This window comes from Nocardiopsis nanhaiensis, from assembly GCF_054778635.1.
Window position 1 is genome coordinate 53515 of sequence record NZ_BAAGZJ010000031.1, and the last position, 26126, is coordinate 79640.

The following is a 26126-nucleotide window of genomic DNA, read 5'->3' on the forward strand; positions in this document are numbered from 1 at the left end:
CGGTCAGTACTCCAGGGTTCGCTGGACCGCGAGCAGGATGCGGTCGATCGTCGGCAGGTACTGGGGCTCCAGCGGTCCCGCCGGGTAGGGGACGTCGAATCCCGTGACGCGCTGGACCGGGGCGGCCAGCTCACGGAAGCAGTGGTCGGTGATGAGTGTGGCCACCTCTGCGCCGAGACCAGCGGTGAGCGGCGCCTCGTGGACGACCACGGCACGCTTGGTCCGGCCCACGGAAGCGGCCAGCCCCGAGGCGTCGATGGGCTTGAGCCAGCGCAGGTCCAGGACCTCGAGCTCGACCCCGTCCTCGGCGGCCAGTTCGGCCACCTGGAGGCACCTGTGCACCATGGCACCCCAAGCGACGAGGGTGCCATGGCGGCCGGGACGGACCACGCGGCTGGTGCCGATGGGGTCAGTGGGCTCGCTCAGCTGGACCGGCCTGCGATCCCAGTAGCGGGCCTTGGGCTCCATGAAGACGACCGGGTCGTCGGAGCGCACGGACTGCAGCAGCAGGCTGTAGGCCTCCCCGGGGTCGGAGGGCGCGACGACCTTCAGTCCGGGGGTATGGGCGAAGAGCGCTTCGAGACTCTCCCCGTGGTGTTCGGGGGCCTGGATGCCGCCGAAGGAGGGCAGACGCAGGGTGATCGGCATGGGGGCGGCGCCGCGGGTGCGGTAGTTCATGCGCGCCACCTGGTTGACGATCTGGTCGACGGCCGGGTAAGCGAAGCCGTCGAACTGGAGCTCGGGGACGGGCCGCCAGCCGTTCATGGCGAGGCCGACCGCCATACCCATGATGGCGGACTCGGCCAACGGGGTGTCGAAGACCCGCTGGTCGCCGAACTCCTTCCGCAGACCGTCGGTGACCCGGAAGACGCCGCCCAGGGCACCGACGTCCTCACCGAAGAGCAGGACCTCGGGGTCCTCGGCGAGCAGGACGCGCAGGGCCCGGTTGAGCGCCTGTTGCATGGACATCTCCACCGTCTGGGGTTCGGTGGAGGTGTCGGTGCGTTCGATCAACTCGGTCACAGCTCGACCTCTTCCTGCCAGGTACGGCGCTGCCGGGCCAGCTCCTCGGTGGTCTCCCGGAAGACGTGGGTGAACAGCTCGGATCCGTCGGGTTCGGGGGCGCCCGCGACACCGTCCCGGATCTCCTCGGCGCGCTTGGCCGCCTCGGCGTCGACGGTGGCGAAGTACTCCTCGTCTGCGTGCCCGGCTCGGAGCATCGCGGCGCGCAGCAGGTCCAGCGGGTCGCGTCGGCGCCAGCGGTCGGCGTCGGCCTCGTCTCGGTAGCGGCCGGTGTCGTCCGAGGTGGAGTGGGGTTCGATGCGGTAGGTCAGCGCCTCGATGACCGTGGGGCCGCCGCCCTCGCGGGCGCGTTCGGCGGCCTTGGCGGTGGCGGTGTGGACGGCTCCCACGTCGTTGCCGTCGACGAGGACGCCGGTCATGCCGTACCCCTCGGCCCGCGCGGCGATGGAACCGCCGGCGACCTGGCGCTCGTTGGGCACGGACAGGGCCCACTGGTTGTTCTGGCAGAAGAAGATGACGGGGGCCGTGAAGACCCCCGCGAAGTTCATGGCCTCGTGGATGTCGCCTTCAGAGCTGGCCCCGTCGCCGAAGTAGGCCAGGGCAACGCCGCTGTCGCCGCGTAGGCTCTCTCCGACCGCCCACCCCACGGCGTGGGGTACTGGACCGCCGACCACCGCGTTGATGGCTCCGAAGCGGGAACCCATGACGTCGTAGAGTCCGCCGTGCCACAGTGCACGGTGGGTGGCCATGTAGCCGACCATCTCGACGCCGTAGGCGAGGGCGGAGGCCATCTCGCGGTAGGTGGGGAAGACGAAGTCCCGGGTGGGGTCGAGCGCGGCGGCGCTGCCGACCTGCGCGGCCTCTTGGCCCCGGACGGAGACGTAGGCGGGGAAGACGCCTTGGCGCTGGAGGGCGATGGCTTCGGTGTCCAGGCCACGCGCGGTGCGCATGTCGCGGTAGAGCCCGCGGGTGAGTTCGGGTCGCAGATGCTCCACGGTGATGGTGCCCTGGCCCGTCGACTCTTGGGCTGGCATGTCGAGCGGCTCCCAACGTGGCCCTGCGCGCATGGTGGCGCGGCGCGGGCTCGGAGATGGTCAAGGTCCTACCTAGATTCTCCGGACTACTGGACAGTTTCGCTAGATAAGCCCAGATAGTCGATACATCTGCGAATAAAATAGGCTTATTCGTTCGCAAGAGTCTAGGATCAGCCATCCCCCGCGAGGGAAAACGACACACAGCGCCAAACATCACGAATCGCCATCACCCCCAGGCATCCGGAGCCGCGAACAGACAGGCGCGACCCCCGCCCTTACGTGCCATGCCGGCTACGCGGAGTCGCATCCAGGGCGGGGCGGACCCAGCCACAGAGTCGTTGTATACCTCTGCGGATACGACAAATATGGCCGAAATGGGGGATCAGGCGAGAATTTCTGGCTGGTTCTGGACAGTTCGGTGTAGTTACTGGCCAGTCAGGGAAACCCACCGCTCATCACCCGCGTCAACCATGAGTACAGTCGTACGTCCCCGGCACACGTACCGTGGGTCGGTTCGTACGAGAGGTCAGTGCGCGCAATCCCCCGATTACCAAGACGCCCCACGCCTACGGGCACGCGCACCGCATCTCGCCGACTGAGATTCCAATGGACGAAAACAACGTTTACCTGGTACTTCCTTAGCTCCCTGTCGATGACGACAGCGAAGGGCTGAGCACTGTGACAAGAGCACACGAGGAGCACGCACATGGCCATGGGCGAACAGCGTAGGAACGGCCGGCGGCCGGACACGACCGACCAGACCATCCTGAGCGCGCTCGCCAAGGACGCTCGGACCGGCATCACGGAGATCGCCGCACTGGCCAATGTCTCCCGGGCCACGGCCTACAACCGGATCAAGCGACTCACTGACGAGGGGGTCATCCGCGGCTACTCCGTGGTGACCGACCATTCCAAGATGGGGCTCGGCGTCACCGCGCTCGTACTCATCTCGGGCAGCCAACCCGACTGGCGGGCCAACCGGGAGATCCTGTCGTCCTACCCGGAGATCGAGTACTGCTGGTACGTGGTGGGATCGGCGGACATCGTCCTCTTGGTCCGCGTCGCCAACACCAACCAGCTACGCGACCTGATCCTGTCCCGGCTTCAGTCGCTCCCCGGTGTGACGTCCACCCAGACGCTCACCGTCATCGACGAGGTCGTACACCGCCCCGTCGTTGAGCCCTCGGAACGGTCCGAGAAGAGCGAGTGACCACCCCCGGGATCACTCACTGACCACCTCGGCGACCGAAGCCATCAGCTCGGACAGCAGTCTCGATCCCCGCGCGCGGATGGCCGCGATGTCGCCGTCAACCCTCGACACCACCTCGGCGTAGGCCTTCAGCTTGGGCTCGGTACCCGAAGGGCGCAGCGTCACCCGCCCCCACGCACCGCCCGCCAACTCGAAACGCAACGCGTCGGTCGGTGGCAAACCCCCGTACCCACCGGCGAAATCGACGGCCCCCGACACCTTCAGGGGGCCGAACGCGGCGGGCGGTTCGGCGCGCAACCGCCGCATCGCCGCGGAGATCTCCGAAAGTTCGGTCACCCGCACCGACAACTGGTCGCTGAGGTGCAGACCGTACCTCCGCGCCTGGTCATCGAGGAGTTCGACCAGGGTGCGTCCCTCCCGTTTGGCCCGGGCGGCCAGGGACAGGGCCATGAGCGCGGCGCTGATCCCGTCCTTGTCGGCCACGGGCCGGCCACCGTCCCCGCCGACGCAGTAACCCAGGGCCTCCTCATACGAGAACACCCTCCGCTGCGCGGTGGCGCCCGCGCGGGCCAGCCACTTGAAGCCGGTCAGGGTCTCCTCGTAGTGCACGCCCCGCTCCCGGGCGATCTTGCCCAGCAGGCTGGAGGAGACGATCGAGGTGGCGACGACCCGGTCGTCCCCGAAGGTGTGGTCGAGGACGTACTCGGCGAGCAGGCCGCCCACCTCGTTCCCGTTGAGCAGGCCGTGTCCGGGCACGGCGAGCGCCAGCCGGTCGGCGTCGGGGTCGTTGGCCACCACCAGGTCGGCCCCGTGCGCCTCCCCGAGGGCAACCGCAAGGTCCATCGCCCCGGGTTCCTCCGGGTTCGGGAAGTCCACCGTGGGGAAGTCGGGGTCGGGGTCGAACTGTTCGGCGACCACCGCAGGTCGGTCGAAACCGGCCCGTTCCGCGGCCTCGAGCAGCACCTCGCCACCCACTCCGTGCATGGGTGTGTAGACGACCGAGAGGTCCCGGTCGCCGTCCACCGGCAGCGCGGTGACGGCGGCCAGGTACCGCTGCACCGCCTCGTCGCCGAGCACCGTCCAGTCCTCGCCCAGCGGCAGCGCGCCCACGGGGCCCACGGCGTCGATGGCCGCGGAGATCTCGGTGTCCACCGGAGAGACGATCTGGGTTCCCGCGTCGTCCCCGGCGCCGCCGACGTAGACCTTGTAACCGTTGTCCTCGGGAGGGTTGTGGCTGGCGGTCACCACGATCCCGGCGTCCGCACCCAGGTCCCGCAGGGTGTACGCCAGGACGGGGGTGGGCAGCGGACCGGGCAGCAGGGAGACCCGGTGCCCGGCCCCGGTGAGGACGGCGGCGCTGTCCCTGGCGAAGTCCGCGGAGCGGTGCCGGGCGTCGTACCCGATCACCACGTGCGCGCCGCCCTCCCCGAGCCACGCCCCGATCCCGGCCGCCGCTCGCATGACCACGACCCGGTTCATCCGGTTGGGCCCCGCGCCCAGCGCACCGCGCAGTCCCGCAGTACCGAACTCGAGCCCGGCCGCGAACCGGTCGGTGAGGTCGGCCAGCGCCTCCCCGTCACCGACCTCGACCCGGGCCAGCAGGGCACCCAGTTCTCCCCGGGTCACAGGGTCGGGGTCCTGGTCGAGCCAGTCCTTGGCCTGGGTGAGGAGGGCGGAGTCGGTCATCGGTGAACTCTCTCTGGAAGGGAGGCGGTCAGGGGCCTAGACGAAGGCCGCTAGAACTTGGCCACGATGTCGGCGAGCAGGCGGCCCACGGTGGCGGCGGAGTCGCGTCCGGTGGCCAGGACGTCCTCGTGGTCGAGGTTGGCCCCCTGCAGTCCGGCGGCGATGTTGGTGACCAGGGACATGCCCAGGACCTGCGCTCCGGCCTCGCGGGCGGCGATGGCCTCCAGGACGGTGGACATTCCGACCAGGTCGGCGCCCATGGCCCGGAGCATGCGGATCTCGGCGGGGGTCTCGAAGTGCGGGCCGGGCATCGCGGCGTAGACGCCTTCGTGCAGGTCCGGGTCGACCTCGCGGGCGATCGCGCGCAGCTCGGGGCTGTAGGTCTCGGTGAGGTCCACGAAGGTCGCGCCCTTGAGCGGCGACCGCGCTGTCATGTTGATGTGGTCGGCGATGAGTACCGGCGAGCCCACGGCGTAGTCGGCGTTGATGCCGCCCGCCGCGTTGGTGAGCACGACGGTCTTGGCACCCGCGGCGACGGCGGTGCGCACACCGTGCACGACCACGTCGGTGCCGTGGCCCTCGTACAAGTGGGTGCGGCCCAGGAAGGCGAGCACGTTCCGGTCGCCGTCGGCGATGCTGCGGACGGTGCCGCTGTGTCCCTCCACCGCAGGGGGCAGGAAGCCGGGCAGGTCGGCGGAGGCCAGTTCGTGCTTGGAGTCGCCGAGCAGGTCCGCGGCGGGGGCCCAGCCCGAACCCATCACCAGGGCCACATCGTAGCTGTCCACGCCGGTGCGCGAACGCAGTTCGGTCGCGGCTTCCTCTGCGGCGGCCTGGGGTGTGCGAGTCACTGCTTGTTCTCCGTTCGTCGGTGCCGCGTGTGCGGCGCGGGATGGTTCCCGGTGTCCAGGGGGCGCGACATCACGTCTTGGGGGCCGGCGTTGCCGGGAACGGTGCGCCCGGCGAAATCGAACCCCGCGGCCTTGTAGACGCGCTGCGCCGGCTGGTTGGCCTGGTTGACGCACAGCACGATCGTGTCGGCGAGCGGCGCGACCGCCGCGGCCAGGCGGTCCAGCAGGGGCGCGGAGCAGGAGGTCTGGCCGATCCCCCGGCCCTGCCATTGTGGCGTGACGTAGTAGGCGCGCATCAGTACGCAGCGTTCCGGCGAGTCGACCAGCCCTGTGCGGACGGCCCGGTCAAGGACCCCGAACCCGGCGCAGGCGTCCCGGGCCGCGTTGAGGTCGTTCAACGGTTCGTCCCGCGCCACGATCGCGTACGGGAAGCGCTCGGGGTCGCTGTCAGCGTCGGGAAGGGTCTGGGTCGGCAGTCCGGTGAACCGCAGCTGCTCCGGGGGCAGGTCGTGTTCGAGTAGGACTTCGCGGAGCAGGGCGGTCTCGGTGGACTCCGTGTCCAACCGGAGCAGGCGCACCCGTGTACTGTCCCAGCCCGCCTCAGCCCTCTTCCTCGAACCCCGCCAGCGGGTCATAGGCTCTCCGGAAGCTGGGGGACGGGGTGGGACCCGGTCTGCACGGGCCGCGACATGACCTGCTGCCAGCCCTTGGCGCCCGCGTCGTGGAGGTGTCCGGTCGGGACGAACCCGGCCGAGCGATAGGTGCGCTCACCGGCATCGTTGCCGTCGTTGACGCACAGCACGATCTTGGTGGCGCCGGGTGCGATGGCGGCGACCGTCAGGTCGAGGAGCGGGGCGGCGCTGGCGGCGCGACCGACGCCCTGCCGCTGGTGTTCGGGGGTGACGTAGAAGGCGCGTAGCAGGACGGCGTTCTCGGGGTCGTCGACCAGGTCGCGCAGCACGGGCACGCGCCGGTCGATGATGCCGAAACCCACGCAGGCCTCGAGGGCCGAGCTCCGGTCGGTCAGGGCGGCGTCGTTGCGGATGACCGCGAACGGGAAGCGTTCGGGGTCGTCGTCGGCGCGCGGCAGCGTGTGCACCGCCTCGTCGACGAACCTCTTCTGGTCGGGGGCGACGCGCTGGCGCGGCAGGATCTCGCGCAGCAGGGCCACCTCGGGGGTGGTGCGATCCAGGCGGACCAAGCGCAGACCGGGCACGCGCCGCTGTTCGGGAACGTGGGTCTCGGCCGGTTCGGGGGTGTTCGCTGGCACCGTCTTCCTCCACTCGGCTGTCGGGCCGGCCCGTCCCCGGGCGCGGGAACGGGCCGGGCCGCCAGTCTTACACCCCGACCGGGTGCCAGACCGTCTTGGTCTCCAGGAAGGGCGTCATTCGGGAGGTTCCGGGGTCGGTGTCGATCCAGGCGTCCTCACCGTCGTCTGCCCCGGGACCGGGGCGGAGCACCCGGGTGAGGGTGGTCGCCGCCGCCACCTCGAACTCCGCCGACAGGTGACCGGTTCCGGTCAGGTCGAGGGCGTTCACGTCGGCGTGTGAGGCCAGGTGCGGGCCGATCTCCCCGACCCTTCCGGTGAGCAGGTTGACCACGCCTCCGGGCAGGTCGGACGTGGCGAGCACCTCCGCGAGGTCGATCGCGGCCAGGGGCGCCTTCGCCGAGGTGACCACCACGGCGGTGTTGCCGGTGGCGATGACCGGGGCGAGCACCGAGGTGAGACCGAGCAGCGGGGCGCTCTGGGGCGCGAACACCGTCACCACGCCGGTTGGTTCGGGCGCGGAGTGGTTGTAGAACGGTCCCGCGACCGGGTTGGCGCCGCCCAGGACCTGGGCGAACTTGTCCGTCCAGCCCGCGTAGTACACCCAGCGGTCGACAGCGGCCGACACGATCCGGTCCGCCGCTGCCCGGGACAGGCCCTGCGCGTCGACGAGCTGGGCGGCGAACTGCCCGCGCCGCCCCTCCATCACCTCGGCGACCCGGTACAGGATCTGGCCGCGGTTGTAGGCGGTCCGCCCGGACCAGCCGCCGAAGGCCTTGCGTGCCGCGCTGACGGCGTCGCGCGCGTCCTTGCGGGAGGCCAGCGAGGCGTTGGCCAGGTGGGTTCCGTCCGCTGAGGTCACGGGGTAACTCCTGCCCGACTCCGAACGGGGGAAGGCACCGCCCAGGTAGAGCTTGTAGGTCTTGCGGACCGCCAGGCGGGCGGGGGTCGGCGGATGGGTGCTCCCGCCGCCCTTGGCCGCGCTCTCCCCGGCGTTCTTCCTCACCGTGCTCTTCTTACTGCCGCGCCGCTCAGCCAAGGTAGGCCTCCAAACCGTGTCGCCCGCCCTCGCGGCCGTATCCCGACTCCTTGTAGCCGCCGAAGGGGCTGGTCGGGTCGAACTTGTTGAACGTGTTGGACCAGATGACGCCGGCGCGCAGGCGCTCGGCGGTCCACAGCATGCGGGAGCCCTTCTCGGTCCACACACCGGCGGACAGCCCGTAGGGGGTGTTGTTGGCCTTGGCCACGGCTTCCTCGGGCGTGCGGAAGGTGAGCACCGACAGCACGGGGCCGAAGATCTCCTCGCGGGCCACCCGGTGTGCCTGGCTGACCCCGGTGAGCACGGTGGGCGCGAACCAGTAGCCGGACTCGGGCAGGTCGCATGCGGGCGACCAGCGTTCGACGCCCTCCTCGTCGGCCGTGGCGGTGAGTTCGCGGACCCGCGCCAGCTGTGCCTCGGAGTTGATGGCACCGATGTCGGTGTTCTTGTCCAGGGGGTCGCCCAGGCGCAGCTTGGAGATCCGCTCCTTGAGGCGGGGCAGGAACTCGTCCGCGACGGACTCCTGGACGAGCAGCCGCGAACCGGCGCAGCAGACGTGGCCCTGGTTGAAGAAGATGCCCGAGACCACGCCCTCCACGGCCTCGTCGAGCGCGGCGTCGTCGTAGACGATGTTGGCACCCTTGCCGCCCAGCTCCAGGGTGACGCGCTTGTCGGTCCCGGCGACCGCGCGGGCGATCTGGCGACCGACGTCGGTGGAGCCCGTGAAGGCGACCTTGTCGGTGGCCGGGTGCCCGACCAGGGCCCGGCCGGTCTCGCCCGCGCCGGTGAGGATGTTGACCACTCCCGGGGGCAGGTCGGCCTCCTGGCAGATCTCGGCGAAGACCAGCGCGGTGAGCGGGGTGGTCTCGGCGGGCTTGAGCACCACGGTGTTGCCGGTGGCCAGGGCCGGGGCGATCTTCCACGCGAGCATGAGCATCGGGAAGTTCCACGGGATGACCTGGGCGGCCACGCCGAGCGGCCGGGGGTCCGGGCCCAGCCCGGCGTGGTTGAGCTTGTCGGCCCAGCCCGCGTAGTAGAAGAAGTGCGCTGCGACCAGCGGCAGGTCGACGTCGCGGGTCTCCTTGATGGGCTTGCCGTTGTCCATCGACTCCAGGACGGCCAGTTCGCGCGAGCGCTCCTGGATGATCCGGGCGATGCGGAAGAGGTACTTGCCGCGCTCCGCGCCGCTCATGCGGCTCCACACGGTGTCGTAGGCGCGGCGGGCGGCGGCGACGGCGCGGTCGACATCGGCTTCCCCGGCCACGGCCACCTGGGCGAGCTTGGTCTCGTCGGCCGGGTTGAGGGTGGTGAGGTACTCACCGCCCTCCGCCGGGCCGAACTCGCCGTCGACGAACAGGTCGTAGGTCTCGCGCAGGCTGACGACGGAGCGGGACTCCGGTGCGGGCGCGTACTCGAAGATCACGGCTTTAGTCCTGCGTGTAGTAGTCGGGGCCCGGGTAGGTGCCGGTGGACAGCCTGGTGCGCTGCATGAGCAGGTCGTTCAGCAGGCTGGACGCACCGATACGGAACAGGTCCGGGGTCAGCCAGTCGGGTCCGGCGACCTCGTTGACCAGGACCAGGTTGCGGATGGCGTCCTTGGTGGTGCGGATCCCGCCAGCGGGTTTGACGCCCACGTGGCGGCCGGTGGCGGCGTGGTGGTCCCGCACGGCCTCCAGCATGATCAGGGTGACCGGCAGCGTGGCGGCCGGGGACACCTTGCCCGTGGAGGTCTTGATGAAGTCCCCTCCGGCCTGGATGGCCAGGTGGGAGGCGCGGCGCACGTTGTCGCAGGTGACGAGTTCGCCGGTCTCCAGGATGACCTTCAGGTGCGCGTCACCGCAGGCCTCCTTGACCGCGACGATCTCGTCGAAGACTCTGCGGTAGTCACCGGACAGGAACGCGCCCCGGTCGATGACCATGTCGATCTCGCTCGCCCCGTCGGACACCGCGCGCCGGGTATCGGCGAGTTTGACCTCCATGGGCGCGCGCCCGGACGGGAAGGCGGTGGCGACCGAGGCCACTCCGACCCCGGTGCCGCGCAGCGCCTCGACGGCGGTGGCGACCATGTCCGGGTAGACGCAGACCGCGCCCACGCGGGGAACAGTGCGGTCGGCGGGGTCGGGCCCGGCCGCCTTGGCGCACAGCGACCGGACCTTGCCGGGTGTGTCGGCGCCCTCGAGTGTGGTCAGGTCCACCATGGAGATGGCCAGGTCGATGGCGTTCGCCTTGGCGGTGGTCTTGATGGAACGGGTGGACAGGTCTTGGGCGCGGGCAGCGGCGCCGACCTCGTCGACCCCCGGGAGGCCGTGCAGGTAGGCCCGGAGCGCGTGGTTGGTCGTCGCCTCGGGCGCGAATGCGGTGTGGGGCACGGGCACCTACAGCTCGTCGGTTCGACTGGGGCCGTCCGCTGCGGCCAGCGGAAACGGCGTGTCCTGGGTGCGGGGTGGGTGTTCCCCGCCGTCAGGCAGTCACCATAACCCCGGGCCGGGCCGGCGTCAGTCCCCCTCGGGCACGCGCCGACCAAGGTTGGAGAAGACTCCAAGAGGGGCCCGCCGAGATTGTCGTCCTTTCATCCAATCAAAGGGCGCAAACCCCGCAGAACCGAGCTTTCCCACCGGGGCCTCCCCCGGTCTCTCGGCCGTCCGGCCGTTCCGTGGTCTAGACCGGACCACTCCCCTGGCCTGACCCGCCCAGCCGTACGGGTCGGCGGTAGGAGTCGTACGCGTCGTACAACTACCCTGGTGGCATGGCGGAGTTCCGGATCAGCAGTGACGACAGGCAGGTCGACCTGCGCAGGTTGGCGGCAGCCCTGGCGGAGTCCCAGGGATGGGCGCGCGAGGACGTGGGGATCTGGGACAACCGCCAGGGCGAGGTGATCGTGACGATCGACGACGGCCTGCTGCGCAAGCCCGAGGCCGATCCTCTGCACCGCCCGCGGCACACCCCGCACGCCGTGCACGACGCCTGTGAGCTGCTGCGGCGGGAGGACGCGTCCCTGCGCGGGGTGGACTTCCGCTACCTCAAGGCCGAGAGCGCCCGGTTCTTCTCCGCCGGTTGGACCCTGGCCGACCTCCAGCACGCCCTGGGCCAGCGCCCGGACGGCGCGGTCTGGGAGAGCGGGCCCGAATACCGGGGCACCCGGTGGTTCGCCCACCGCCTGGCGGCGTGGAAGACCCCGGACGGGGACATCCGGCCCTCCCAGTCCCAGGAGTCCTCCCAGCTGCGCGTGATCAGCCGGGCCGGGCTGCCGATGGACATCGGCCTGCCCGAGGACATCGAGCTGTCGGAGCGTCCGGTGGCCAGTCCGTCGGCGGCGCGGTCGGCCGCCGACGACGCCCGCAGGCTCATCCGGCAGAACACGCGCACCACGACGGACTCCCTCGCGCACCAGGACCGGACCTCAGCGCACATCACACGGCCCGAGCAGCACTGAACCGACGGGCGGAGAACCGGGACGGCCCGCGGGGCACTGGGTCGGACTCCCGGGTCACGGGGCGCCAGGCGGGCGATCAGCCACCGCGGCGGCCCCGTTCGGCCCGGGTCTCCTCCACCACGGAGACCACCCCGTCGGCGAACCTGCCCAGGCCGAGCTCCAACGGCCCCCGGCCCACCGCGTACCGCCACAGGCCCGCGAAGACCAGTGACCCCGCGACGAACATCTCCAGGTACCAGTGACCGCCGGCGGCGTTCTCCGGGTGCAGCGCGACGATCACCGCGATGACGAGAATGTGGCCGGAGTACACGGTCAGGGGCATCCGGCCCACGGAGTTCAGCGGGTACATCGCACGCGGCAGCCACTCGGAGAGCAGCATGCACACCACCAGGACGATGAGCGCCTGCCCCACCGCCTCGAAGATCTCGAAGGTGGTCCCGGTGTGCGGCGTGTTCACCGCCAGCCACCACCAGGAGTCGGTGGGAACCTGCCCGCTGATGCTGTGCGAGGCCTCGACCGTGTTGGCGCGCAGTTCCTCGGCGGTGGCCGCGTCGACGGAACTCAGCGGACGGCCGTTGAGGAAGGTACTGTCGGCCTCGGTCAACCGGTCCAGGCCGCCCAAGGGCTGCATCAGCGTCCAGGAGCCCACGTATCCGATCACGGTCAGGACCGCGCCGGTGACCGCCATCCGGATCCGCACGGCGGTGGCGGTCAGATCCGTCCGGCCGACCGCCATCCCGGCGAACACGAACGCCATGAAGGTGATCGCCGGGTAGTAGCCGGTCAGGAAGAACTCGCGGAACGAGGTGAGCGCCGCGGTCCGGACTCCCTCGGGGAACAGGGTGTCGCGCAGCAGGAAGGACACCACCGGCCCCGTCAGGGCTAGCGTGCCCGCGGCCGTCCACAGGACCGCCGCCCTGGCCCGCAGGAGGGGCAGTGCCAGGACGAAGAACCCGGCGTAGTAGGTGAGGATGATCGCGACCGGCACGGCGAACAGGTCCAGGAAGACGCCGAGCAGCCCGATGAGGACCGAGCGCGCCAGGATGCGCACGACCGCCGTGCGCAGGGCGTCGCCCTCCACCGGCTGGGTCCGGCCGGTCATGAGCGCCAGGGACACCCCGGCGAGGAAGGCGAAGAGGGCGGAGGAGTTCCCGCGCACGAGGCTGTGGAGCTCCCAGCCCTGTTCCTCCGGCAGCAGTCCGAAGGAGATGACCCCGAGGTGGACCGCGAACATCCCGAACACCGCGAGCGCCCGCGCCGCGTCGATCCCGTCGATACGGCGCCTGGCCGGGCTTACTCCGCCGGGAGGCGTTCCGGTGTCGTCTGACTGGTTCTGTGCCACGTCTGCCAGGTTATGTCCGCTGCACCAAGGCCTTCAAAAGCCCTAACGCACCCCTGACGTCCACAGGCGGCCACAGGCCGAGGAACGCCGACCGGGCCGGGGCACGTGCGCCCCGGCCCGGCCCGATCGGTCAGAGCACCCTGTCACGCAGAACGCCCGGTCAGTCGGACAGGTCGCTGAACACGTCCAGTGCCTCCGGGTTGGCGAGGGAGTCGCGGCTGGCGACCTTCTCCGGGCTCTCCCCCATGAGGATGCGCTTGACCGGGACCTCCAGCACCTTGCCGGAGAGGGTCCGGGGCACGGACTCGATCACGCGGACCCGGTCCGGGACGTGCCGCGGCGAGCAGTCGGTACGGATCCGGCGAGCGATCTCCTTGGGCAGGTCGCCCTCGAGGTCGGAGCCCTCGCGCAGCACGGTGAAGAGTTCGATCTTGGAGGTCCCGTCGCCCTGGGGGACGTCCACGACCAGCGCGTCCACGACGTCGTCCAGTGCCAGGACGGCACGGTAGATCTCGCTGGTTCCCATGCGCACTCCACCGCGGTTGATGGTGGAGTCGGAGCGGCCGTAGATGACGGCGGTGCCGCGTTCGGTGATCTCGATCCAGTCGCCGTGCCGCCAGATGCCCGGGTAGACCGCGAAGTAGCTGTCGTGCAGGCGTTCGCCGCTGGTGTCGCCCCAGAGGAAGACCGGCATGGACGGGGCCGGTTCGGTGACCACGAGTTCACCGACCTCGCCGACCAGCTCCTTGCCGTCGGGGTCCCAGGCGGCCACGGCCATGCCGAGCCCGCGGGACTGGATCTCGCCCTCGTACACGGGCAGGGTGGGGGTCCCGCCGACCAGGCAGCTGCAGATGTCGGTGCCGCCGCTGGTGGAGAACAGCCACAGGTCGTCGCCGAACTCCTCGTACACCCAGGCGAAGGCCTCGGGGCTGAGCGGGGAACCCGTGGAGCCGATCGCCTTGAGGGCGGACAGGTCGCGGCCCCGGCCCGGGCGGATGCCCTCCTTCATGCAGGAGGACAGGTACCCGGCGCTGGTGCCGAAGACGGTGACCCCGGCCTCGGCGGTCAGGTCCCACAACGACCCCAGGCCCGGACTGGAGGGCGGCGAAGAGGGGACCGGGTGGGCCGGGCTGCCGTCGTAAAGGACGATGGAGGCCTTGGTCAGCAGGACGCTGACCAGGAAGTTCCACATCATCCAGCCGGTGGTGGTGAACCAGAAGACCCGGTCGTGCGCCTGGGCGTCCAGGTGCAGGTTCAGGTTCTTGAGCTGTTCGAGAAGGATGCCGCCGTGGCCCTGCACGATCGCCTTGGGCAAGCCGGTGGTGCCGGAGGAGTAGAGCACCCACAGGGGGTGGTCGAAGGGGACGGGCGTGAAGGTGAGCTCGGCGCCCGCACCGCGCTCCTCGAGCTCGCCCCAGGACAGGGTGCCGTCGAGGGCGGCTCCGGGGGTGAGGTAGTCGAGGAGGACCGTGTGCTCGAGGCCGGGGAGATCGGCGCGCAGTTCCTCCACCACCGGACGGCGGTCGAAGTCCTTGCCCCCGTAGCGGTAGCCGTCCACGGCGAGGAGCACCTTGGGCTCGATCTGGGCGAAGCGGTCGATCACGCTCCGCACGCCGAAGTCCGGTGAGCAGGAGGACCAGATCGCACCGAGGGAGGCGACGGCGTAGAACGCGGCCGCGGTCTCGGGGAGGTTGGGCAGGTACGCGGCGACCCGGTCGCCCTCGCCGACTCCGAGCTCGCGGAGTCCGGCGGCGATCGCGGCGGTACGCTGACGGAGCTCGCCCCAGGTCCAGGCGCCGAGCTCGCGCAGCTCGGTGGCGTGGCGGATGGCGACTTCGTCGGCGTCGCGGCCCTCGAAGACGTGTTCGGCGTAGTTGAGGGTGGATCCGGGGAACCACTGGGCGCCCGGCATGCTCCGGTCGCCGAGGACCGTCTCATAGGGCGTCTTGGCCTGGACGCCGTAGTACTCCCAGATCGACGCCCAGAAACCGTCGATATCGGTGACCGACCAGCGCCAGAGGGCGTCGTAGTCGAAGTCCGCGGCCGCGGTCGGGCCGCCCGCACCGAAGGCCTTCACTCCGCGCTCCTGTGCGGCCCACCGGGCGAACGCGACGATGTTGGATGACTCGATCCGCTCCTCGTCGGGCTGCCAGAGCACACGGGGCACGCTGCTCTCCGTCATTGGCCCGCCTTCCCAATCGCGTGGCTGTGTGTTGCTGTGCGCCCCATCTAACAACACATCATGGCGCGGGACACCGGCTGGTCCGGCCTAACGGCGCAGTCGACACTCAGGGAAGTACGCAGGTCACAGTGGGCGCACCGGGGTGTGGGACACCCACTCCCGGGGGGCGTTCCGAGAGTGGGCGTCCCACCTGGACCGCTGACGGGAGTTCCAGGAGACTCCCGCCGACGGTCTAACCCAGTTCGCGGAGGGCAGCGACCGCCGCCACGGGTGACTCCACAACAATGGCGCCGGTCGCCTCGAGGCGCTGACGGGCCATGAGGCCGCTGGCCACAAGGATGGCCCGGGCCCCGGCCTCGCGGGCGGCCCGGGCGTCGTCGTCGATGTCACCGATGAGAACGACGCCGGCCGGGTCGAGGGCCTGGTGCTCCAGGTGGTGCACCAGGTGCTCGGCCTTGGAGTCGTGCTCGGTGTCGAACTTTCGGCCGTCGACCCGGGTGAAGTGCGAGGTCAGGCCCCGCTCGTCGATGAGGGGCACCAGGTGGTCGTGCGAGGCCATGGACAGCAGCGACTGGGTGCCGCCCGTACCCGTCCACTGGTGGAGCACGTCGGGGACGCCGGCGGCGAGTTCGCAGGTGTGGAGGTACTCCTGGTAACTGCTGTCGTAGAGCTTCTCGGCCCGCTGCCACTCACCCTCCTCGAAGCTCCGCCCAAGGAGGTCCTCGTAGCAGGGGATGAGGGGGCGGCGGAAGATGCTGCGCCAGTAGTCCATCCCGACCGGCTCACGGCCGAAGTGGGAGCACACCGCGTTGACCGCGGCGAGGTTGGCGTGGTTGTCGTCGAGGAGGGTGCCGTTCCAGTCCCAGACGATGTGGTGGGTGCTCGGATTCTCGGAAGTCTTCTCAGCCATTGGGAGCACTTTACGACGGGTTGACCCGGTTCCGATATGCGTTTTGTGCCACCTCAGCCCGGGTGCCGGGGGCCGGGCTGCTGGTCAGGGCCCTCCCCGGCCGCCCAGCGGGGACCGTTGCCGCCGCGGCGCCGCGCCTTCTGTTCCTTCCGTTCCTTCCGCAGCCTGCGGCCTCGCCGTGCCGCCCACACCCCGGCCGCGACCATCAGCGGGAACACCACGAGGATGAGCACCGGCAGCAGGACCGCCAGCAAGGAGGACACTGCGCTGACGACGTCCTCGAGGAAGGACATGACCGGGGCACCGGCGCCGAGCGTGAAGGTGTTGACCAGCGGCCGCGCCAGCGCCTTGGCCAGGTGGAAGAGCAGGGCCACGACGACTCCGGCGATGACCGCGCCCCAAGAGACCCCGTCGGCGGACGCCGCCGTTGAGGCCTCGCCGCTGATTTCGGCCAGTTCGACCGCGGAGGCCCCGGCACCGAAGGTGATCCCCCCGGATGTGGGGCGGATGGCGGTCTGCACGAGGTCGTTGAGGCTGTCCAGCGCGGGGATCTTGTCCGCGGCGAACTCCACGACGAGGAGCACGGCGAGGATGATGAGCGTGGCGGGGTGTTCGAGCCACTCCCAGGCCGGCCCGAGCGGGATCAGTTCGGTATAGCGGGACAGCAGACCCACTACGAGCAGGGGAATGTAGGCGTTGAGCCCGGCCGCGGAGGCCAGGCCAAGGCCGGTGAGTGTGCCGATCATGGGGGGTTCCTTCGAGCGCGCCGGACAGGGGGCGGTGCCGAACCGAGACTTCGGTCCGGTACCGGTCATCTGAGTGGACGCCCGTGCACGGCCTATGGTTCGGATTTGGGGCTGTTGACGATATCCTTCGACCTCGCTTGCGGACCGGGCCTGCGCCGGGTCCGGGTCCTGGCCGAACCCACTGCGGGCCCGTCGCTGGCGCAGGAAGTCCCAACACTGGTCGAGTGCATCCTCCAGCTCCCGCATGCGTCCGCGTTCGTGCGCGTCCGGGCCGCCACGGTTGGAGCGGAGCGCGTGCTCCTCGTCCATCAGACCGCGGATGGTCGACATGATGTCCTGCTCGGCGCTGTCGCCCATACCGCCATGGCCGGGGCGGACGGGACGATCAGCACTTGCGGTCTGGGAAACTCCTACTACGGCCGGGTTGGTGACGAATCGCTCGCATACGGGGTGGCGGTCAGGGCGGAATAGACAGCGAAACTCCGCCCTTTAATACCTTGAGGGGGTATTGTGATGGCAGTTGAGCAGGAACAACACGGAAACGGTGGCATGGCGGCGACCCACGGTTACAGCAATGACAAACAGAGCCACATCAACCGGCTCCGTCGCGTCGAGGGACAGATCCGCGGCCTCCAGCGCATGGTCGAGGACGACCAGTACTGCATCGACATCCTCACCCAGACCTCGGCGGTGAACAAGGCGCTGCGCTCCTTCGCCCTCTCCATGCTCGACGAGCACCTGAAGCACTGCGTGGCGCACGCCGTGGCCAACGGAGGCGAGGAAGCCGAGGAGAAGGTGCGCGAGGCCTCGGACGCGATCGCCCGCCTAGTCCGGTCCTGATCCAGGTCGTTCCCGTGCTCCCCAGCGATCGGCCGACCCCGGCCATCCTGCCCCGCGAACGCCGGACCAGGGCTAACGTACCGACATGTCCCCCGAACACACCGACGAGTCCACCGAGACGAACAGCTTCTCCCGCGCCCTGGAGCGCCGCCTGGCCCTGCCGGTCCTGGTCTGCGCGGTGGCATCCGTACCCGCCGTCTTCCTCGGCATGTGGGGTGAGGGACGGTGGTCGGAGATCGGCCACCTGGTCAACTGGCTGGCGGGGCTGGTCCTGTGGGCGGAGTGGATCCTGCTCATCGCCCTGGCCAAGAACAAGCTCGGCTGGCTGCGCACCCACAAGTGGAGCACGTTCGTGGCGGCGGTGACCCTACCCGCCGTGATCTTCGCCCTCGGACCGGCACAGGTGCTTCGTCTGGCCCGGGTAGCCGCGACCCTGCGCCTGGTCCGGGTCACCCGGATCATCGAGGCGGGCGGCGTCCTGCGCCGCCGGATGGGGCTGACCGGAGCGCGCGGGGCGGTGGCGGTGGTGGCCACCACCGCCCTGTCCCTCGCGTTCGCCGCGGCCGTCCTCGCCGACCCCGACTCCGCGAGCCGCCGGTTCTTCGCCAACCTCGCCGAGAGCTTCGGGTTCTGGCAGGTCGCCCTGGCCCTCACCCTCAGCGCGGTGGCGACCGCCCTCATCATGTACCTGCGCCGACGCGGTTCGGCGGCCGATGCCGAAGCGGATCAGTCGTCACCGTAGCGCTCCCGCTCGGTTTCCAGCAGGCGCGCACCCTCCGTCCGGGAGGCCGCCGCGTCCAGGTAGTCGACCGACTCGTTGGCCACGAACGACGAGGGGCGGCCGTGGTCGGCGAACCCCAAGCGTGAGACCTCTCCACCGGTCACGGCTCGGATCCCCCAGTTGGCGGCGATCCTGGCGCGGGCGGGCGAGGACGGCACCGACATCATGTGGTACCCGCGGGTGACGGCCAGCGCCGGTAGCCCGCTCAGGTCGAACTGCATGATCCTGGCCAGCGCGTCCTTACCGCTCAGGTCCACCACGAGGCCCAGGTCCTTGTGCTGGAAATCGCGCAGCGGCCTGCCGAGGACCGAGTTGACCACATTGTGGGCCGCGGTGGCGGCCTGCCTGCTGGCGTACTGGGCCGTGGGCGGGCAGTAGGCGCTGTCGCCCTGCGAGAGGTCGGGCACCGCTGCGGCGTCGCCGAGCGCGAAGACGTCGGGCTGGCCCGGCACGGCCAGGTCGGTGCCGACCTCCAGGCGACCCCGCTGGGTCGGTTTGCCCAGGGTCTCCATCAGCGGGCTGGGTGTGACCCCCGCCGTCCAGATGAGGGTCCGGCAGGGCAGAGCCCGCCCGTCGGTGAGCACCACCTTGTCAGCGGTTACCTCCCGGACGGTGACCTTCAGCTTCACCTCGATGCCCAGGTTGCGGAGCAGGTCGAGGGCCTTGCGGCCGAGACGGTCACCGAGTTCGGGCAGCACCTTTGGCGCGATGTCGACCAGGTGCCAGCGGATGACCGAGCGCAGCTCGGGGTAGCGCCTGGCCGCCTCCTCGCAGAGCCGTTTGAGTGAGGCGGCCGTCTCCACGCCGGTGTAACCGCCGCCGACCACGACGAAGCGGCAGCGCTCCTCCCGTTCGACCGGGTCGCGCGAGTCGTTGGCCAGTTCCAGCTGGCCCAGTACGTGGTCGCGCAGCAATACCGCCTCGGCGAGGGTCTTGGCCCCGTAGGCGTGTTCGGTGAGCCCCGGGATGTCGAACTCCCGGGTCATCGACCCCGGGGCGAGCACGAGCCGGTCGTAGGGGCAGGGTGCGAGCTCGCCGCTGGCTCTGCGCACGACGACGGTGCGGTTCCGGGTGTCGACACCGACCGCGTGGCCGGGGACGAGTCTGGTCTGGCGGGTGAGCCGGTGCACCGACATGGCGATCGACTGCGGCGTGAGCATCCCGGAGGCCACTTGGGGCAGCAGCGGGCTGTAGAGCATGTAGTCGTTCGGCGCCACGAGGGCGATGTCAGCAGCGCCCGTAGGAATGCGGCGCTCCAGGTGGCGCAGGGTGTGCAGTCCGGCGAAACCGGCGCCGACCACCACGATGCGAGGCCGAGACATAAGTACACCGCTCCTTCTCCGTGTCGGGGGCGGGACGTCCTTCGCGTCTGCGGGCCGTCGGACGCGGGCGTACCCACTTCACCGGTGTCGAATGTACGGGTGTGAGGGAGGATTACGCCTGTTCCCACACGGGTTGTTTCCCGGACTTTGTCACCCGTTGGCCTCGACGCGGAAAGGAAGACGGGCATTTCAAGCTCGTGAAACCCCCAAGTGGTGTCTTTTGGCGCAGACTAGGCAACTGTATGTGGTCATGCACAAACCGAGAGTGCTGGCCCGTGTCACAGAAAGGGGCAAGGAACGCGTATGCGTGCGTTCAGCAAGATCGCCGCCACCACCGTGCTGGCCGGAGGACTGACCGTGTTCGGGGCGGGGGCCGCCTTCGCCGACCCGCCGGACGACGTCACCGAGCCCGTCGACGAAGTCACCGAGCCCGTCGAGGACGTTACTGATCCCGAAGGGGACGTCACGGAGCCCGTCGAGGACGTCACCGAACCGGTCGAGGAGCTGTCCCCCGAGGCGGAGGCCCTCCTGGAGGATCCGCAGGTACAGGAAGTCCTGGCCGACGAGGACGCGGTGGAGCTGCTCAGCGACCCCGACGCGCTGGAGGCGCTCGAGGCGCTGCTGGAGCTCGAGGACCCGCTGGGCGCTCTTGAGGAGCTCGACCTCCCGGTCGGTACCGATGACCTGCCCGCCGACACCGACGATGTCACCGACGACGTCGATGTACCGGTGGAGGACGTCGAGGCGCCGGTCGACGAGATCACCGACGAGGTCGGCGGCGTCACCGACCTCACCTGACCCGCACGGGTCCGTGACTCGGACTCCCAGGGCGGGGGCGGGCGGTCATCGACCGCCCGCCCCCTTGTGTGTTCGCTGAGTACCGTGAGCTCGGCGTGTTCGGCTTCGGGTCAGCTGCCGTTGAGCCCGGCGGAGACGCGCTCGCCGATCCCCGGGTCGATGTCGGTCCAGTACTTCACCGCCCGTGCCCGGATGCCGTCGTCGGTGACGGCGGAGATGTGGCCGACCACGTTGTTCACGAGCCGGTCGCGGGCCGCGTCGTCCATGACGTCGCGGATCAGCGACCGGGGCTGGGTGAAGTCGTCGTCGTCGCGGTGCTGGGTGTAGGCCTCGCGCACCAGGTCGGCGGCCTCCACCTGCCAGCTGGCCTGGTCGACCCCCTCCTCGCTGCCCGCACTGGGGCCGCCGAAGGAGTTCGGGTGGTAGACGGCGCCGGTGTTCGGCGGGTACTGGCGCATCTGCCCGTCCTTGGCATAGGAGCGCACCGGCACATGCGGCCGGTTGGGCGGCAGCTCCGTGTAGTTGACCCCGATCCGGTAGCGGTGGGTGTCGGGGTAGGAGAACAGCCGGGACAGCAGCATCTTGTCCGGCGACGGGCCGATGCCCGACACCAGGTTCGAGGGCTCGAAGGCGGCCTGCTCGATGTGGATGTGGTGGTTCTCCGGGTTCTCGTTCAGCGTCATCCGGCCGACCTCGATCAGCGGGTAGTCGCCCTTGGGCCACACCTTGGTCAGGTCGAACGGGTTGAACCGGTAGTCCGCGGCCTCGTCGACCGGCATGATCTGCATGCTCAGCGTCCAGGACGGGTGGTCGCCGCGCTCGATCGCCTCGAACAGGTCCCTGCGGTGGTGGTCGGCGTCCTCACCGGCCAGCCGGTCCGATTCCTCCTGGGTGAGGAAGTCGTTGCCCTGGTCGGTCCGGAAGTGGTATTTCACCCAGAAGCGGTGCCCCTTGGCGTTGATCCACTGGTAGGTGTGCGAACTGAACCCGTCCATGTTGCGCCAGGTCTTCGGGACGCCCCGGTCACCCATCAGCCAGGTCACCTGGTGCGAGGACTCCGGCGACAGCGACCAGTAGTCCCACTGCATGGTGTTGTCCCGCAGACCGGTGCGCGGGTCGCGCTTCTGGGACCGGATGAAGTCCTGGAACTTCTGGGGGTCCTTCATGAAGAACACCGGGGTGTTGTTGCCGACCATGTCGTAGTTGCCCTCGCGCGTGTAGAACTTCAACGCGAAGCCGCGCGGGTCACGCCACGTGTCGGGGCTGCCCATCTCACCCGCCACGGTGGAGAACCGGGCCAGCATCGGTGTCTCCCGGCCGGGCTGGAACACGTCCGCGCAGGTGTACTGGCTGACGTCGTTGGTCACGCGGAAGACGCCGTAGGCACCGCTGCCCTTGGCGTGGACCACGCGCTCGGGGACGCGTTCCCGGTTGAACTGGGCCATCTTCTCGATGAGGTAGGCGTCGTGGAGCACCAGGGGCCCGTCCCTGCCCACGCTCAGCGAGTGTTCGTCACTGGCCACGGGGATGCCCGCGTTCGTGGTGGTGGCCCGGGACTCCGGTCGGTTGTCGACCATGGAACTTTCCCCCTCGTAGGTGTACGCGCACACCCCGGATGTCGGGTCCGGGGTGTCTGTGCGCCCCCTACCCGCGAGCGGTTCAAGTGACGATCAATGGGGGTTCATGTCGGCGATGGGGCGGTCCCCTGGGCGAGCAGCGCCGCGGTGCCCATGCTCAGGAGCAGGTCGGCCATCTCCTCGCGGGACAGGTCGCCCCGGCTGTGCGGGGTGGAGTTGAGCAGCCCGAAGGCGGCGTGCACCGACGCGCGCAGCGCGGCGGGTGGGGTTCCGGGCCGCAGTTCGGCGAGGACGTTGACCCACTCCTCCACGTAACCGCGTTGGAGGCGCCGGACCCGGCGGCGGTCCTGGTCGGTGAGATTGCCCAGCTCCCGGTCGTGGACGGTGATGAGGTCGGGCTCGTCCAGCGAGAACTCGATGTGTCCGCGCAGCAGGGACTCCAGGGCCGATTCGGGGGCGTCGGCCCGGCCGACCAGGCTGCGCCCCTGTTCGGCGAGGCGCTCGCTGATGTCCACGAGGACCTCGCCGAGCAGCGCCTCCTTGCCGGGGAAGTGCCGGTAGAGCGCCGGACCCGTGGTGCCCACCGCGCGGCCGAGGTCGTCGATCGTCACGCCCCGGTAGCCGCGCGCGGCGAAGAGTTCGGCCGCCGCACCCAGGATCGCGGTCCGCCGCTGTCCGATCGGCCGCTGGCCCGCAGATTGCTGTCCCTGCTGCCCTGTCGACTGGCCCGTCGACTGCTGGCCCGTCGATCTGTGACTCGCCGGTCTCGCGCCCATGCGCCCGCCTCTCCTCGTCCCCGTCCGATGACTCATGCCACCCGGACTCTGGACACCCATGTTAGTAGTTACTAACATCACTGTTGTTAGTGAGCATTAACATCCCTCCACGAGAGGACTCTATGAGCAGGGCACCTGTGCTCGGTTCGGCGGTGGACACCGCCGGTCCAGCGTTCGCCGCCAACGACGCCGCGAACCGTGCGCTCGCGCTGGAGCTGCGGGAGCGGATCGCGACCGCGGCTCTCGGCGGCCCCGAGAAGACCCGCGCCCGACACGTCGAACGCGGCAAGCTCCTCCCCCGCGACCGCGTCGACCTCCTCCTCGACCCCGGTTCGCCGTTCCTGGAGATCGCGCCGCTGGCCGCGTACGGCCTCTACGGCGAGGACGGCCACGACGCCCCCGGCGCCGGGATGATCGCCGGGGTGGGCCGCGTCGCCGGTCGGCCGGTGGTGGTGGTCGCCAACGACGCCACGGTCAAGGGCGGCAGCTACTACCCGGTGACGGTCAAGAAACACCTGCGCGCCCAGGAGGTGGCGCTGCACAACCGCCTCCCCTGCGTGTACCTGGCCGACTCCGGCGGCGCCTTCCTCCCCATGCAGGACGACGTCTTCCCCGACCGGGAGCACTTCGGCCGCATCTTCTACAACCAGGCCACCATGTCCCGGGCCGGCATCCCGCAGATCGCCGCGGTCCTGGGCTCGTGCACCGCCGGCGGCGCCTACGTCCCGGCGATGAGCGACGAGGCCGTGATCGTCCGCGAACAGGGCACCATCTTCCTGGGCGGCCCGCCCCTGGTGAAGGCGGCCACCGGCGAGGAGGTCACCGCCGAGGACCTGGGCGGGGGCGACCTGCACTCCCGGGTCTCCGGGGTCACCGACCACCTCGCCGACGACGACGCCGACGCCCTCACCAAGGTGCGGCGGATCGCCGACACCCTCGGCCCGCTCGATCCCCCGGCCTGGGAGGTCCGCGAACCGCGCCCGCCCGAGCTCGACCCCGAAGAGCTCTACGGGGTGGTGCCCGCAGACACCCGGACCCCGTACGACGTGCGCGAGGTCATCGGCCGCGTCGTCGACGGCAGCGAGTTCACCGAGTTCAAGAGCGAGTACGGCACCACCTTGGTCACCGGGTTCGCGCACATCAACGGCCACCCCGTCGGGATCATCGCCAATAACGGCATCCTGTTCGCCGAGTCCGCGCTCAAGGGCGCGCACTTCATCGAGTTGTGCGACCGCCGCTCGATCCCGCTGGTGTTCCTGCAGAACATCTCCGGGTTCATGGTCGGCCGCGACTACGAGGCGGGCGGCATCGCCAAGCACGGCGCCAAGATGGTCACCGCCGTGGCCTGCGCCCGGGTCCCCAAGTTCACCGTGGTCATCGGCGGTTCCTTCGGCGCGGGCAACTACTCGATGTGCGGCCGCGCCTACTCGCCCCGCTTCCTGTGGATGTGGCCCAACGCCCGCATCTCCGTGATGGGCGGCGAACAGGCCTCCTCGGTGCTCTCCACCGTCCGCCGCGACCAGAAGGAGGCGCGCGGCGAGGAGTGGTCGGCCGAGGAAGAGGAGGCCTTCAAGGCGCCCATCCGCGACCAGTACGAGGAGCAGGGCAGCCCCTACTACTCCACCGCCCGCCTGTGGGACGACGGCGTCATCGACCCCGCCGACACCCGCGACGTGCTCGCCATGGCCCTGTCCGCCGCCCGCCACACGCCGCTGGACCCGGTGGGCTACGGCGTCTTCCGGATGTGAGGAAACCCTTGACCACGACGCCCACCAGCTCATCAGGCAGCAGTACACCGGCGACCGTGCTGGTCGCCAACCGCGGAGAGATCGCGCTCCGGATCATGCGCACCCTGCGCCGGATGGGCATCAGCCCGGTCACGGTGCACACCGACGCCGACTCCGAGGCCCCGCACACGCTCGCCGCCGACGAGGCGTTCCGAGTGGAGCACTACCTGGACGCCGACGCGATCGTCGCCGCCGCGCTGGACAGCGGCGCCACGGCGGTCCACCCCGGCTACGGCTTCCTGTCCGAGAACGCCGATTTCGCCCGGCACTGCACCGACTCGGGGCTGGTCTTCGTCGGCCCGCCCGCCTCCGCCATCGAGGCCATGGGCGACAAGATCCGAGCCAAGGACACCGTGGCCGCCGCCGGCGTTCCCGTCCTCGGCGGTTTCACCGAGAAGCCCGGGCAGCCCCTGGCCGACGACGAGCTCCGGCGTGCCGCCGAGGAGACCGGCTATCCGCTGCTCATCAAGCCCTCCGCCGGAGGCGGCGGCAAGGGCATGCGAGCCGTCCACTCCCCCGACACCCTGCTCGCCGACGCCGCGGCCGCCCGCCGCGAGGCCCTGGCCTCCTTCGGCGACGCCACCCTGCTCGTGGAGAAACTGGTCCAGCGGCCGCGCCACATCGAGGTGCAGGTCATGGCCGACAGCCACGGCAACGTCCTGCACCTGGGCGAACGCGAGTGCAGCCTGCAGCGCCGCCACCAGAAGGTGGTGGAGGAGGCGCCGTCGCCGCTGCTCACCGACGCACAGCGCGCCACCATGGGCGCGGCCGCCGTGGCCGCCGCCCGCTCCTGCGGATACGTGGGAGCCGGAACCGTGGAGTTCATCGCCGATACCGACGGCGAAGAGGTCGCGTTCTCCTTCCTGGAGATGAACACCCGCCTGCAGGTCGAGCACCCCGTCACCGAGGAGGTCGTGGCGGTCCGCGGCGAGCGCGGCGTCGACCTGGTCGAACTCCAGGTCCGCGTGGCCGCCGGGGAGGCGCTGCCGTTCGTCCAGGACGAGGTGTCCTGGGCCGGGCACGCGGTGGAGTCGCGGATCTACGCCGAGGACGCCGACCGCGGATTCCTGCCCTCGGGCGGGCCAGTCCTGGCGCTGCACGCTCCCGCGGGACCGGGCGTGCGCGTGGATTCGGGTATCGCCGAGGGCGGCGCGGTGACCTCCGACTTCGACCCCATGCTGGCCAAGGTCATCACCTGGGGCTCGGACCGGTCCGAGGCGCTGGACCGGATGGACGCGGCGCTCGGCTCCTACATGCTGCTGGGCTGTGTCACCAATACCGCCTATCTGCGCCGGCTGCTGCGCCATCCGCGTGTGGTCGCCGGCGACCTGAGCACCGACCTCATCGCCGCCGACCCGCCCGCCCCCGCGCCCGAGGGGGTACCCGAGGAGGTGTACGCGGCCGCCGCGCTGGACCACCAGCTGGACCTCGAGGGCCCGCCGAACGCCGACCGCTTCGCCATCCCCGACGGCTGGCGGATGGGCGGCCCCGCGTGGACCCCGTGGCGGCTGCGGGCGCCCGGGCG

Annotated in this window: 23 protein-coding genes and 1 pseudogene; 7 read left to right on the forward strand and 17 right to left on the reverse strand. The window is 70.3% G+C overall.

Annotated features, from left to right (window positions below; all coding sequences use genetic code 11):
* Window positions 1–3 precede the first annotated feature (3 nt).
* Both ACYVD1_RS16650 and ACYVD1_RS16655 read right to left on the reverse strand, forming a co-directional pair.
* A complete protein-coding gene (locus ACYVD1_RS16650; protein WP_460773223.1) occupies window positions 4–1023 on the reverse strand; it encodes an alpha-ketoacid dehydrogenase subunit beta in 1020 nt (339 codons plus the stop codon).
* Window positions 1020–2057 carry a thiamine pyrophosphate-dependent dehydrogenase E1 component subunit alpha gene (locus ACYVD1_RS16655; RefSeq protein WP_460773225.1) on the reverse strand — a complete coding sequence of 346 codons (1038 nt, stop codon included), beginning with the start codon at window positions 2055–2057 and terminating at the stop codon, window positions 1020–1022. Before ACYVD1_RS16655 ends, ACYVD1_RS16650 begins: the two co-directional genes overlap by 4 nt.
* Window positions 2058–2763: 706 nt before the next feature.
* Between ACYVD1_RS16655 and ACYVD1_RS16660 the strand changes: the two genes are divergently transcribed.
* Window positions 2764–3267 (forward strand): Lrp/AsnC family transcriptional regulator, encoded by a 504-nt coding sequence (locus tag ACYVD1_RS16660; protein WP_460760881.1) that lies wholly within the window; start codon window positions 2764–2766, stop codon window positions 3265–3267.
* Between the two features lie 12 nt (window positions 3268–3279).
* On the opposite strand, the gene ACYVD1_RS16665 is transcribed toward ACYVD1_RS16660, so the two are convergent.
* From ACYVD1_RS16665 to deoC, 7 genes are all read right to left on the reverse strand, one after another.
* The gene (locus tag ACYVD1_RS16665; protein ID WP_460773227.1) at window positions 3280–4953 is read right to left on the reverse strand and encodes a phospho-sugar mutase; all 1674 of its coding nucleotides are present in this window, start codon (window positions 4951–4953) and stop codon (window positions 3280–3282) included.
* Between the two features lie 50 nt (window positions 4954–5003).
* On the reverse strand, window positions 5004–5801 hold the full coding sequence (locus tag ACYVD1_RS16670) for a purine-nucleoside phosphorylase (RefSeq protein WP_460773229.1): 798 nt from the start codon (window positions 5799–5801) through the stop codon (window positions 5004–5006).
* The gene (locus ACYVD1_RS16675) at window positions 5798–6436 is read right to left on the reverse strand and encodes a GNAT family N-acetyltransferase (protein ID WP_460773232.1); all 639 of its coding nucleotides are present in this window, start codon (window positions 6434–6436) and stop codon (window positions 5798–5800) included. The genes ACYVD1_RS16670 and ACYVD1_RS16675 overlap by 4 nt, the downstream gene beginning before the upstream one ends.
* Complete coding sequence (locus ACYVD1_RS16680; protein WP_460773235.1) at window positions 6433–7071, reverse strand: GNAT family N-acetyltransferase; 639 nt, start codon at window positions 7069–7071, stop codon at window positions 6433–6435. Before ACYVD1_RS16680 ends, ACYVD1_RS16675 begins: the two co-directional genes overlap by 4 nt.
* Before the next feature lie 67 nt (window positions 7072–7138).
* Complete coding sequence (locus tag ACYVD1_RS16685; protein ID WP_460773238.1) at window positions 7139–8074, reverse strand: aldehyde dehydrogenase family protein; 936 nt, start codon at window positions 8072–8074, stop codon at window positions 7139–7141.
* A 25-nt stretch (window positions 8075–8099) separates the two neighbouring features.
* On the reverse strand, window positions 8100–9530 hold the full coding sequence (locus ACYVD1_RS16690) for an aldehyde dehydrogenase family protein (RefSeq protein ID WP_460773240.1): 1431 nt from the start codon (window positions 9528–9530) through the stop codon (window positions 8100–8102).
* A 4-nt stretch (window positions 9531–9534) separates the two neighbouring features.
* A complete protein-coding gene (deoC, locus tag ACYVD1_RS16695) occupies window positions 9535–10482 on the reverse strand; it encodes a deoxyribose-phosphate aldolase (protein WP_460773243.1) in 948 nt (315 codons plus the stop codon).
* Window positions 10483–10853: 371 nt separating this feature from the next.
* On the opposite strand from deoC, the gene ACYVD1_RS16700 reads away from it, so the two are divergent.
* Window positions 10854–11540 (forward strand): hypothetical protein, encoded by a 687-nt coding sequence (locus ACYVD1_RS16700; protein WP_460773245.1) that lies wholly within the window; start codon window positions 10854–10856, stop codon window positions 11538–11540.
* 76 nt (window positions 11541–11616) lie between these two features.
* On the opposite strand, the gene ACYVD1_RS16705 is transcribed toward ACYVD1_RS16700, so the two are convergent.
* From ACYVD1_RS16705 to ACYVD1_RS16725, 5 genes and pseudogenes are all read right to left on the reverse strand, one after another.
* A complete protein-coding gene (locus tag ACYVD1_RS16705; RefSeq protein WP_460773249.1) occupies window positions 11617–12882 on the reverse strand; it encodes a heparan-alpha-glucosaminide N-acetyltransferase domain-containing protein in 1266 nt (421 codons plus the stop codon).
* 160 nt (window positions 12883–13042) lie between these two features.
* Entirely contained in the window at window positions 13043–15064 is a 2022-nt protein-coding gene (locus ACYVD1_RS16710) for an acetoacetate--CoA ligase (RefSeq protein WP_460773252.1), read from the reverse strand.
* Between the two features lie 232 nt (window positions 15065–15296).
* Window positions 15297–15974: an HAD family hydrolase gene (locus tag ACYVD1_RS16715; RefSeq protein WP_460773256.1), complete on the reverse strand. Its 678-nt coding sequence runs from the start codon at window positions 15972–15974 to the stop codon at window positions 15297–15299.
* A gap of 53 nt (window positions 15975–16027) precedes the next feature.
* A complete protein-coding gene (locus tag ACYVD1_RS16720; protein ID WP_460773280.1) occupies window positions 16028–16720 on the reverse strand; it encodes a DUF4126 domain-containing protein in 693 nt (230 codons plus the stop codon).
* 114 nt (window positions 16721–16834) lie between these two features.
* A pseudogene (locus ACYVD1_RS16725) lies at window positions 16835–17077 on the reverse strand (DUF2630 family protein); the annotation flags it as partial.
* A gap of 192 nt (window positions 17078–17269) precedes the next feature.
* Here ACYVD1_RS16725 and ACYVD1_RS16730 point away from each other — a divergent pair.
* Window positions 17270–17560: a metal-sensitive transcriptional regulator gene (locus tag ACYVD1_RS16730; RefSeq protein WP_460760843.1), complete on the forward strand. Its 291-nt coding sequence runs from the start codon at window positions 17270–17272 to the stop codon at window positions 17558–17560.
* 85 nt (window positions 17561–17645) lie between these two features.
* A complete protein-coding gene (locus tag ACYVD1_RS16735) occupies window positions 17646–18302 on the forward strand; it encodes a metal-sensitive transcriptional repressor family protein (RefSeq protein WP_460773258.1) in 657 nt (218 codons plus the stop codon).
* Here ACYVD1_RS16735 and ACYVD1_RS16740 read toward each other — a convergent pair.
* Complete coding sequence (locus ACYVD1_RS16740) at window positions 18287–19663, reverse strand: NAD(P)/FAD-dependent oxidoreductase (protein WP_460773260.1); 1377 nt, start codon at window positions 19661–19663, stop codon at window positions 18287–18289. The two genes, ACYVD1_RS16735 and ACYVD1_RS16740, sit on opposite strands and share 16 nt — an antisense overlap.
* Window positions 19664–19966: 303 nt before the next feature.
* Here ACYVD1_RS16740 and ACYVD1_RS16745 point away from each other — a divergent pair, with 303 nt between their 5' ends.
* Window positions 19967–20461 (forward strand): hypothetical protein, encoded by a 495-nt coding sequence (locus ACYVD1_RS16745; protein WP_460773262.1) that lies wholly within the window; start codon window positions 19967–19969, stop codon window positions 20459–20461.
* Window positions 20462–20571: 110 nt separating this feature from the next.
* On the opposite strand, the gene ACYVD1_RS16750 is transcribed toward ACYVD1_RS16745, so the two are convergent.
* On the reverse strand, window positions 20572–22038 hold the full coding sequence (locus tag ACYVD1_RS16750) for a catalase (RefSeq protein ID WP_460773265.1): 1467 nt from the start codon (window positions 22036–22038) through the stop codon (window positions 20572–20574).
* Between the two features lie 104 nt (window positions 22039–22142).
* Entirely contained in the window at window positions 22143–22814 is a 672-nt protein-coding gene (locus ACYVD1_RS16755; protein ID WP_460773269.1) for an SACE_7040 family transcriptional regulator, read from the reverse strand.
* A 137-nt stretch (window positions 22815–22951) separates the two neighbouring features.
* Between ACYVD1_RS16755 and ACYVD1_RS16760 the strand changes: the two genes are divergently transcribed.
* Window positions 22952–24562, forward strand: coding sequence for a carboxyl transferase domain-containing protein (locus ACYVD1_RS16760; protein ID WP_460773284.1), 1611 nt, complete (start codon window positions 22952–22954; stop codon window positions 24560–24562).
* An 8-nt stretch (window positions 24563–24570) separates the two neighbouring features.
* A partial coding sequence (locus tag ACYVD1_RS16765) for an acetyl-CoA carboxylase biotin carboxylase subunit (protein ID WP_460773272.1) occupies window positions 24571–26126 on the forward strand: 1556 nt, incomplete at its 3' end.

Coding starts and splice junctions, on each gene's coding strand:
- ACYVD1_RS16655 (WP_460773225.1), bottom strand. CDS start 2,057: ATGCCAGCCCAAGAGTCGACGGGCCAGGGCACCATCACCGTGGAGCAT.
- ACYVD1_RS16660 (WP_460760881.1), top strand. CDS start 2,764: ATGGCCATGGGCGAACAGCGTAGGAACGGCCGGCGGCCGGACACGACC.
- ACYVD1_RS16665 (WP_460773227.1), bottom strand. CDS start 4,953: ATGACCGACTCCGCCCTCCTCACCCAGGCCAAGGACTGGCTCGACCAG.
- ACYVD1_RS16675 (WP_460773232.1), bottom strand. CDS start 6,436: ATGACCCGCTGGCGGGGTTCGAGGAAGAGGGCTGAGGCGGGCTGGGAC.
- ACYVD1_RS16700 (WP_460773245.1), top strand. CDS start 10,854: ATGGCGGAGTTCCGGATCAGCAGTGACGACAGGCAGGTCGACCTGCGC.
- ACYVD1_RS16710 (WP_460773252.1), bottom strand. CDS start 15,064: ATGACGGAGAGCAGCGTGCCCCGTGTGCTCTGGCAGCCCGACGAGGAG.
- ACYVD1_RS16715 (WP_460773256.1), bottom strand. CDS start 15,974: ATGGCTGAGAAGACTTCCGAGAATCCGAGCACCCACCACATCGTCTGG.
- ACYVD1_RS16720 (WP_460773280.1), bottom strand. CDS start 16,720: ATGATCGGCACACTCACCGGCCTTGGCCTGGCCTCCGCGGCCGGGCTC.
- ACYVD1_RS16730 (WP_460760843.1), top strand. CDS start 17,270: ATGGCGGCGACCCACGGTTACAGCAATGACAAACAGAGCCACATCAAC.
- ACYVD1_RS16735 (WP_460773258.1), top strand. CDS start 17,646: ATGTCCCCCGAACACACCGACGAGTCCACCGAGACGAACAGCTTCTCC.
- ACYVD1_RS16740 (WP_460773260.1), bottom strand. CDS start 19,663: ATGTCTCGGCCTCGCATCGTGGTGGTCGGCGCCGGTTTCGCCGGACTG.
- ACYVD1_RS16745 (WP_460773262.1), top strand. CDS start 19,967: ATGCGTGCGTTCAGCAAGATCGCCGCCACCACCGTGCTGGCCGGAGGA.
- ACYVD1_RS16750 (WP_460773265.1), bottom strand. CDS start 22,038: ATGGTCGACAACCGACCGGAGTCCCGGGCCACCACCACGAACGCGGGC.
- ACYVD1_RS16755 (WP_460773269.1), bottom strand. CDS start 22,814: ATGGGCGCGAGACCGGCGAGTCACAGATCGACGGGCCAGCAGTCGACG.